Annotated in this window: 5 protein-coding genes and 2 pseudogenes; 5 read left to right on the forward strand and 2 right to left on the reverse strand. The window is 70.5% G+C overall.

All coding sequences use genetic code 11. The annotated features are described in order from the left end of the window. Positions 1 to 74: 74 nt before the first annotated feature. From HV824_RS33515 to HV824_RS33530, 4 genes and pseudogenes are all read left to right on the forward strand, one after another. Positions 75 to 1,751: pseudogene (locus tag HV824_RS33515) on the forward strand (2Fe-2S iron-sulfur cluster-binding protein); the annotation flags it as partial. Positions 1,752 to 1,753: 2 nt separating this feature from the next. Then, on the forward strand, positions 1,754 to 3,184 hold the full coding sequence (locus HV824_RS33520; protein WP_176425087.1) for a complex I subunit 1 family protein: 1,431 nt from the start codon (positions 1,754 to 1,756) through the stop codon (positions 3,182 to 3,184). Between the two features lie 42 nt (positions 3,185 to 3,226). Then, positions 3,227 to 3,991, forward strand: a complete 765-nt coding sequence (locus HV824_RS33525) for an NADH-quinone oxidoreductase subunit I (protein ID WP_176425088.1) — start codon at positions 3,227 to 3,229, stop codon at positions 3,989 to 3,991. Between the two features lie 155 nt (positions 3,992 to 4,146). Next, on the forward strand, positions 4,147 to 4,512 hold the full coding sequence (locus HV824_RS33530) for a (2Fe-2S) ferredoxin domain-containing protein (protein ID WP_176417310.1): 366 nt from the start codon (positions 4,147 to 4,149) through the stop codon (positions 4,510 to 4,512). A 1-nt stretch (position 4,513) separates the two neighbouring features. Here the strand turns inward: HV824_RS33530 and HV824_RS33535 are convergent, their stop codons facing one another. Continuing rightward, the gene (locus HV824_RS33535) at positions 4,514 to 7,051 is read right to left on the reverse strand and encodes an adenylate/guanylate cyclase domain-containing protein (protein ID WP_176417311.1); all 2,538 of its coding nucleotides are present in this window, start codon (positions 7,049 to 7,051) and stop codon (positions 4,514 to 4,516) included. A gap of 143 nt (positions 7,052 to 7,194) precedes the next feature. On the opposite strand from HV824_RS33535, the gene HV824_RS33540 reads away from it, so the two are divergent. After that, positions 7,195 to 8,046 carry a hypothetical protein gene (locus tag HV824_RS33540; RefSeq protein WP_217917964.1) on the forward strand — a complete coding sequence of 284 codons (852 nt, stop codon included), beginning with the start codon at positions 7,195 to 7,197 and terminating at the stop codon, positions 8,044 to 8,046. A 22-nt stretch (positions 8,047 to 8,068) separates the two neighbouring features. Here the strand turns inward: HV824_RS33540 and HV824_RS33545 are convergent. Next, a pseudogene (locus tag HV824_RS33545) lies at positions 8,069 to 8,316 on the reverse strand (hypothetical protein); the annotation flags it as partial.

The raw sequence follows: 8,316 nt of genomic DNA on the forward strand, positions 1-8,316 counted from the left end.
CGGCTTCACCACGACTTCCTGGCCGTCTATGGTGGCGGTGATGATCCCCGGGTTCTTCGGCGCCGGCTTGGGCGGCGCCGAAGAACCCGGGGTTCATCACCGCCACCATCGACGGCAAGGAAGTCGTGGTGAAGCCGGGGACGAACATGATCGAGGCGGCCAAGGCGGTCGGTTCGGACATCCCCTACTACTGCTACCACCCGCGCCTCTCCATCGCGGCCAACTGCCGCATCTGCCTCATTGAGGCGTCCAACGCGCCCAAGCTGGTGCCCGCGTGCCAGACGCCCATGGCCGAAGGCCAGGCCGTCAAGACGACCACGCCGAAGGTGAAGGAGCAGCAGCGCGCGGTGATGGAGTTCCTGCTGCTCAACCACCCGGTCGACTGCTCCATCTGCGACCAGGCCGGTGAGTGCAAGCTGCAGGACTACTACATGAAGTACGACTACCGGCCCTCGCGCCTGGAGGGCACCAAGGCCCTCAAGAACAAGCGCAAGGTGCTGGGGCCCCGCGTCGTGCTGGACCAGGAGCGCTGCATCATGTGCACCCGCTGCGTGCGCGTGATGAATGAAGTGGCCAAGGAGCCGCAGCTGGGCGTGTTCGGCCGCGGCAGCCACGAGCGCATCGACGTGTTCCCGGGCAGCGAGCTGGACAGCAACTACTCGCTCAACACCGTGGACGTGTGCCCGGTGGGCGCGCTGCTCAGCCGTGACTTCCGCTTCAAGGCGCGCGCGTGGTTCCTGTCCGCCACCCCGTCGGTGTGCACCGGCTGCTCGCGCGGCTGCACCACCTACGTGGACTGGATGTCGCAGGACTCGTACCGCTACCGCCCGCGGGAGAACGAGGCCATCAACAAGAGCTGGATGTGCGACGAGGGCCGGCTCACCTACAAGTACCTGAACCTGGGCCGCGTGCTGCAGGCGCAGGTGGGCCGCCGCGCCGGCCGCGCCGGTGAGGCGGTGCCCGTCACCACGCGCAAGGAAGCGGTCCAGGCCGCGGCCAAGGCGCTGCGCTCGGTGCAGGGCGGCAAGCAGCTGGCGGTGCTGGCCTCGCCCCTGGCCTCCAACGAGGACCTGCTGGCCGGGCTGAGCTTCGCCAAGGGCACGCTGGGCGTGTCCACCGTGTACGTGGGCGGCCGTGCTTCGGGCCCCGCCGACCACTTCCTGATGACGGCGGACAAGAACCCCAACCGCAAGGGCCTGGAGCTCATCGCGAAGGGGCTGGGCCTCAAGCTGGAGACCTTCGACGCGCTCACCACCGCGCTGAAGGCGGGCACGGTGAAGGCGCTCTACGCCATCGGCACCGAGGTGCCGGGCGACGTGGACGCCTTCGCGGAGGCCGCCGGCCAGCTGGACGTGTTCGTGGCGCAGGCCTTCACCGAGTCCGCCATCACCGCGCAGGCCACGGTGCTGCTGCCGGCCTCCGTCCCCGTGGAGGACGAGGGCTCGTTCGTCCAGCAGGACGGCATCATCCAGCGCTTCCGCAAGGCGTACCCGCCCAAGGGCGACGTCGTCCCGGGCTGGGAGTGGGTCCGGGAGCTGACGCGTGAGCTGGGTGGCGAGTCCACCTGGAAGCGCGCCGTCGACGTGTGGCGCGAGCTGGCTGGCAAGGTGGCCGAGTTCGCGGAGTTCAACTGGGAGAAGGCGTCTCCGGTGGACCGGGAGAAGCCGGGCATCAATCCGCTGCCGGCAGGTGCCGACGGTCGCCCCGCGGGGTACCGTGAGTTCGGCACGCCTCGGGTGAGGGGTATCTAGTCATGAGCCGCGTACTGACGATTCTCGTCGCCATGTTCACCATCGTCTTCCTGATGGCGGGTGGCATGGCGTCGGCCTACCTGGTGGGTGGCCTGGTGGAGGAGCACTGGTTCACTGGCGCGAGCCGGCTGACCAACGTGCTCTTCCTCGTCCTCATCTTCGTGATGGTCATCGCCACGCTGCTGACCATGGCGGAGCGCAAGTGGAGCGCGTTCATCCAGGACCGCATGGGCCCCAACCGCGCGCGCATCGCCCTGCCCGGCCTGAAGAACCGCTCGCTGGGCGGCCTCCCGCACATCCTCACGGACGTGCTGAAGATGCTGACCAAGGAGGACCTGATTCCGGCCACCGCGAACCGGTTCATGTTCAACCTGGGCCCCATCCTGGCCTTCGCGCCCACCTTCGCCCTGTTCGCCGTGGTGCCCGCCGGTCCGTCGGTGCAGGTGTTCGGCCGCAACGTGGACATGGTGGTGGCCACGCCGGACTTCGGCGTCCTGTACGTGCTCGCCATCGCCTCGCTGGCCGTCTACGGCACCGCGCTGGCCGGCTGGGCCTCCAACAACAAGTTCGCGCTGCTGGGCGGCGTGCGCGCCACCTCGCAGATGATCTCCTACGAGGTCGCGCTCGGCCTGTCGCTGGTGGGCCTCTTCCTGACGTTCTCCTCGGTCCAGTTCCCCGCCATCATCGGTGACATCGGCAGCGCGCTCACCGGCGGCACGGGCCAGGCCCAGTACCTGTGGCGCACCGACGGCGCCTTCGACCTGGGGCTGCCCGCGTGGGGCATCTTCATCCAGCCGCTGGGCTTCCTGCTCTTCTTCGCCGCGTCCTTCGCGGAGACCAAGCGCGCCCCGTTCGACCTGCCGGAAGGCGAGTCCGAAATCATCGGCTACTTCGTCGAGTACTCCGGCATGAAGTTCGGCCTCTTCATGATCTCCGAGTTCGTGGAGGTCGTGGTGCTGGCCGGCGTGACGACGGCGCTCTTCTTCGGCGGCTACCACCTGCCCTTCGGCAACGAGTGGCTGGCCAACCTGCCCGTCATGCAGGAGCACGGCTGGCTGCTGGGCACCATCCTGGGCACGGTGTTCTGGCTGAAGGTGCTGTTCCTCATCTGGGTGCAGCTGCTCATCCGCTGGACGTTCCCCCGCTTCCGCTACGACCAGATTCAGTCGCTGGGCTGGAAGATCCTCCTCCCCATCGGCCTGGTGAACGTGTTCGTGACCGGCGCGCTGGTCCTCTGGGATCCGTCCCTGCGGGCGCTGGCCATCCTCGGCCTGGCGGAGATTGGCCTCCTGGTGGTGTTGACCACGACGACGAAGGTCCCCGAGGGCGGCAGCGCGCACGGCGCCCATGGCCACGACCACGGACACGGCGGGCATGGTGCCCATGACGTGCCGGCGCACGCCCACGGCGCGGCCCCGGCGTCCACCCACTAGGCCGCACCTTTCGGCCCCAGCATCCGGGAATCGAGAACCATCATGGCCTACAAGGTAAGCAAGGACCCTCGCACGGACATCCGCGAGCGGACCTACGTGCCCAACCTGCTCCGCGGCCTGGGCATCACCGCGAAGCACTTCTTCCGCAACCTCTTCGGGACGCGCGACACCAACACCCAGGTGGTGGACCGCACCGGCGCCAGCCTGATGACGACGGTGGCGTACCCCGAGGAGAAGCCCATCTACCCCGAGGGCTACCGCGGCCTGCACCGGCTGGTTCCACGCGAGGACGGCAAGCCGCGCTGCGTGGCCTGCTACATGTGCGCCACCATCTGCCCGGCGCAGTGCATCTACATCGAGGCGGGTGAGTACGAGGACGAAGCCTCGGACTCCGAGGACCGCGTCATCGAGAAGTACCCCACCCAGTTCGTCATCGACGAGCTGCGGTGCATCGTGTGCGGCCTCTGCGTGGATGCGTGCCCCAAGGACGCCATCCGCATGGACACCTACACGCACACCCCGCCCGAGTACACGCGGCAGAACTTCGTCTACGACATCCCGAAGCTGCTCAAGGGCGCGCCGGTGTCGCACCCGTCGGACCCGTGGAACAAGCGCGAGGGCTCCGAGGAGCCGCACCACGTCCACAAGGAAGCGCACACGCGCATCGGCGAGGGCCTGGTGGAGCTGAAGCTGCCGCACGCGGAGCACGACGGCCACGGCAAGGCGCTGCCCGCGGGGGCCCATGCGGGCCACCAGACGGTCGTCACGCAGCAGGGCCCCATCCAGGTGACGAAGTTCATCAAGTGAATCCAGGTTCCCAGTGAGGCCGTACCGGCCTCACCAGGACTCCCGGCCCGCCCTCCCGCGTTGAAGCGGTAGGCGGGCCGGCGCTTTTTCAGGGGGCTGGTGGTGAAGCTGAACCTCTTCAATACGCTTGATGGCGGCCTCATGGAGACGCCGCCGTGAAGCGCTACCGCGTGTCGGTGTGCAAGGGCTCCAGCTGCAAGGCGGGCGGCGCGGACGCCGTCCACGCCGAGGCCCGGGACACCCTCTCCGCCCAGGGGCTCGCGCCGCGCTGCGAGCTGTACCGCGGCGGCTGCTACGGCTTCTGCCACATGGGGCCGAACGTCGTCGTCCGCGAGGACACCGGCCGCAAGAGAGACCCGCTCTCCCCCGAGGACTACCAGCTCATGGGCTGGCCGGGCGAGGTGTACTACTCGGCGATGACGGCGGAGAAGATGCGCCGCGTGGTGGCGGAGCACATCGCGAAGGACGCGCCCGTGAAGGAGCTCTTCGGCCAGCCGGACTCGGACGGCGGCGAGCCGTGACTCATGCCGCCGCGGCGGTGGTGGGCGCGCCCTCCTCCATGCCGTGCACCCCGTCCCAGTCCGCGGGCGGCGGCGTGACGAGGAAGCGGGCGCAGCGGCCGGCGTAGAGCGCGGCGACGGTGTCCTGGTACTCGTGCGAGGCGCGCTCGAAGAGGGCGTGCGCCTCCGCGAAGCGGCGCTGGTGGTAGGCGGTGAGGGCCTGCTCGTGGAGCGCGAGCTGCTCCTGCATGCGGGGGGTGATTTCTCCGCGGCGCGCCACCAGCTCATGCACGCGCACCGGCTGGGGGCGGCCCTTGAAGCGCACCAGGTCCACCACGCGGAAGACGTAGCTGCCGCTGGCGAGCTGCGCGGTGGTGTCCCCGGCCAGCACGTAGGTGCCGTACACCTTGTTGATGGACTCCAGCCGCGAGGCCAGCCCCACCGCGTCTCCGAGCACGGTGTAGTTGGACTTCAGCTCGCTGCCCAGGTCGCCCACCACCAGCTCCCCGGTGTCCACGGCCGCGCGGAAGCTGAGGCGGTGGCCGTACTTCTTCTCCCAGGCGGGCTGACGCTCGGTCAGCACCTCCCGCATCTTCAGCGCCGCCTCACAGGCCAGGTGCGCGTGGCGGTCCGTGCGCACCGGCGCGCCCCAGAAGGCCATCACCGAATCGCCGATGTACTTGTCCACCTGCCCCGCCGTGGACCGCACCACCGCGGAGATCTCCGTGAGGTACGCGTTGAAGAGGCCCACGAGCTGCTCGGGCGGCATGCCCTCCGACAGCCGCGTGAAGCCTTCAATGTCACAGACGTACACGGACATCTGCCGGCGCTCGGGGCGCATCAGGCTCAAGTCCCGCGCCACCAGGCGGGCCACGTCCGGGCTGACGTAGCGGCCGAGCGCGTTGTGCACGAAGTCGCGAATCTGCCGCTCCGTGCCGTAGGCGTAGCGGATGGTCGCGACGAAGGCCCCCACCATGGCCAGCAGCGGCCCGGCCATGGCCACCCACAGCCGCTGCTCGACCAAGACGTACGCGGCGCCGAAGGTGTAGCCCGCGCCCGCCGCCACCAGGAAGCCCACGTAGAGCACGGCGCCGCGCACCGAGCGCAGCAGGAAGCTGAGCGACAGCGCCAGGAAGGCCCCGAGGAAGGCCAGCCCCAGCGTGAGGAGCAGGTCCAAGTCTGGCGCCGCGCGGGTGATGCCCTCCGAGCGGAGGATGTTGGCCAGCGCCTGCCCCAGAATCGCGCCCCCGGGCGTCTGTGGCCCCAGGGGCGTGGGGCGCAGGTGCGCGGACTCGCCGGCGGTTCGCGTGAGGACGACGGTGCGGCCCTCCAGGTCATTCTCGAAGCGCGCGGGGCGCTCGTCCGCCACGTCGAAGACGTTGAGGAGCACGTTCCACGCGCGGATGGAGCGCGCCAGCGAGCCGCGCGAGCCCCGGCCCGCGTTGGGCGCGTCCCAGCGCAGCAGGCTCAGGCCCGAGGCGCTCATGGGGAACGCGTACTGGTCTCCCACGTGCAGCTTGCCGTCCGCGTAGCGGAGCGTGCGCGTACCGGCCAGCCGCATGGCCGCGGCCAGGGGCAGCGACGGCAGGATGTGGCGCTTGCCGCGCACGGTGTAGCTCATGAGGTGCGCCACGGCGCGCACGCGCCCATCCCGGCCCGCCACGAGCGTGGACGCGCCGAAGCCCGCGCTGCCGTTCAACAGCGGCACCACGGGGTGCTGGACCTGGCGCAGCTCGATGAGGCCCGCCGCGTCCAGTCCCTCCACCTGCACCTCCGCCAGCGCGACGAAGAGCTCCGTGGGGCCTACGCGATAGCTGTCATCCGCAGCGCGGCGCTCCTCCAGGACGTGCGCGGTGGCCCCCAGGCGCGAGCCCAGCGCCTTGCCGTCCGCTTCGTCCGTGGCGCCGCCCCAGACCTCCACCTGACTGCCCGCGGGGATGATGAAGGCGGGGCGCTGCGCCGCGAGCACGGCCTGCGCGCGCAGGGAGGCCGCTTCGGACGCGTCATAGACGCCCAGCTTCACGCGGTACGGCCACAGGCGGTTGGCGGGGGGCAACACCCGGGGGCCCTGCGCTTCCCAGGTGAACGACAGCAGCGCCCGGCCCGCGTCTTTCGCCAGCAGGGCGGCGAAGGCCGCGTCGTCGCAGGAGAGCGACGACGCGGGCGAGGCTTCGGCGCAGGCGTTGGGGCTCAGGTCCGTGAAGGGCAGGTCCACGAGCACCAGCAACGCCCCCTCCTGGACCAGCCGGTGCACCATGCGGCCCACGAGCTGGCGCGGCCAGGGCTGCGTGGCGACGCCGGGGCGCACATCCTGGCGGGCCTCGGCGAGCGTCTCGTCGTCGATGGCGATGACGACGGCCTCGTCGGGGCGCTCGGAGCGCTCCCCCAGCTCCCGCACGCGCCAGTCGTAGGTGACGCGCTCCCAGCCCTCCAGCCAGGCCTGCGCGGCGTTCACCGCCGCGGAGGGAACCCAGGCCGACGGCGGATCCTTGGGCGGCACGATGCTGGTGGGGCGCAGGTACACGAGCAGCCCCAGCACGCCTCCGAAGAGGAGGGCCATCAACAGCGAGACGCCAAGCCGCTTCAGGAAGCGCCGGCCTGCGGAGTGAACGCGGTGACCTTGCACGGGTGGCCCGGAGGATACCCCGAGACGGGCCCGCGCGCGGGCGTCGTGACGTGGGCACCTGCTATGCTCGCGTTCCCATGAAACGCACCCTGGTGTCCGCGGCGCTTGCCGCCTCCTCCCTCGCCTTCCTGGCTTGCGACCTGGACCAACTCACCGCCGAGCACGTCATGGTCGGCACGCTGCTCTCCACCCCGGAGGTCGAGGTCTCCGCCTCCGCGCTGGCAGGCCATGACGCGGGCACCTTCAGCCCGGACGGCGGCGACGTCATCGCCCTGCCCGCGCAGACGGCCGCCATCCTCTTCTTCGGCAGCCGGACGGGGGAGGACTCGCAGCCCTCCGGCCTGTCGGGGGCTGAGTTCACGGTGCAGCCGGTGGGGGGCCAGGCCACGGCGCTCACGGACGAGGGCTCCGGCAACTACCGCCGCACCAGCGTGGGCGCCTCCGACTTCACCTACCAGTCCGGCGCCACGTACCAGTTCATCGCGAACCGGGGTGGCACGCGCTACGTGGGCCAGGTGGACGACGCGCCGATGAAGGAGCCCATCGCCGCGCTGCACCCGCCCGAAGGCTTCCTGCGCATCGACGCGAGCACGCCCCTGTCCTTTGACCGGCCCGCGCCCCCGGCGAACACCGAACGCACGCTCGGCTTCGTCACCGTGGTGCCCCTGAGCGCCGAGGGCGCGCAGGGCGAGCCGACGTACACCAACCTGCCCTCCACGCCGGTCCAGTTCCTCCAACTGGTGGGCCTGCCGGGTCCGTACCGCGAGGCCCGCGTGACGATTCCCGCCACCGCGTTCCCCCAGCGCGAGCAGACCTACCTGGTCATCTTCCACGCCGTGCGCATGGGCGGCGCCGAGTCCGGCAACCTGTTCCTCGGCAGCGCGCTGCTGGCGGGCACCGCCGAGGTGGGCGTGGTGCGCACGCGCTAGGAAGCACCGCCTCGGCAGCGCGTCAGCCCACTTCGATGTCCAGCCCGATGCGCCCCTCCAGCTTGAGGCGCAGCAGGTGCCCCGCGAAGCGCTCGGACTCCTCGCGGGAGAGGACATTGCGGAAGGCGGTCCCGTCTGAGACCTCCACCTCCAGCACCACGCCCCGCTGCAGCAACCGGAAGAAGTCCTCGCCTCCCGAAGGGCGAGGAACGAACAAGGGCAGGAAGCCCTTCAGCGGCGCCACCTCCCCGGCCCCCCGCACGCGCGCCT

It is taken from the genome of Myxococcus sp. AM009 (genome assembly GCF_013372605.1).
In the GTDB taxonomy this organism is placed as follows: Bacteria; Myxococcota; Myxococcia; order Myxococcales; family Myxococcaceae; genus Myxococcus; species Myxococcus vastator.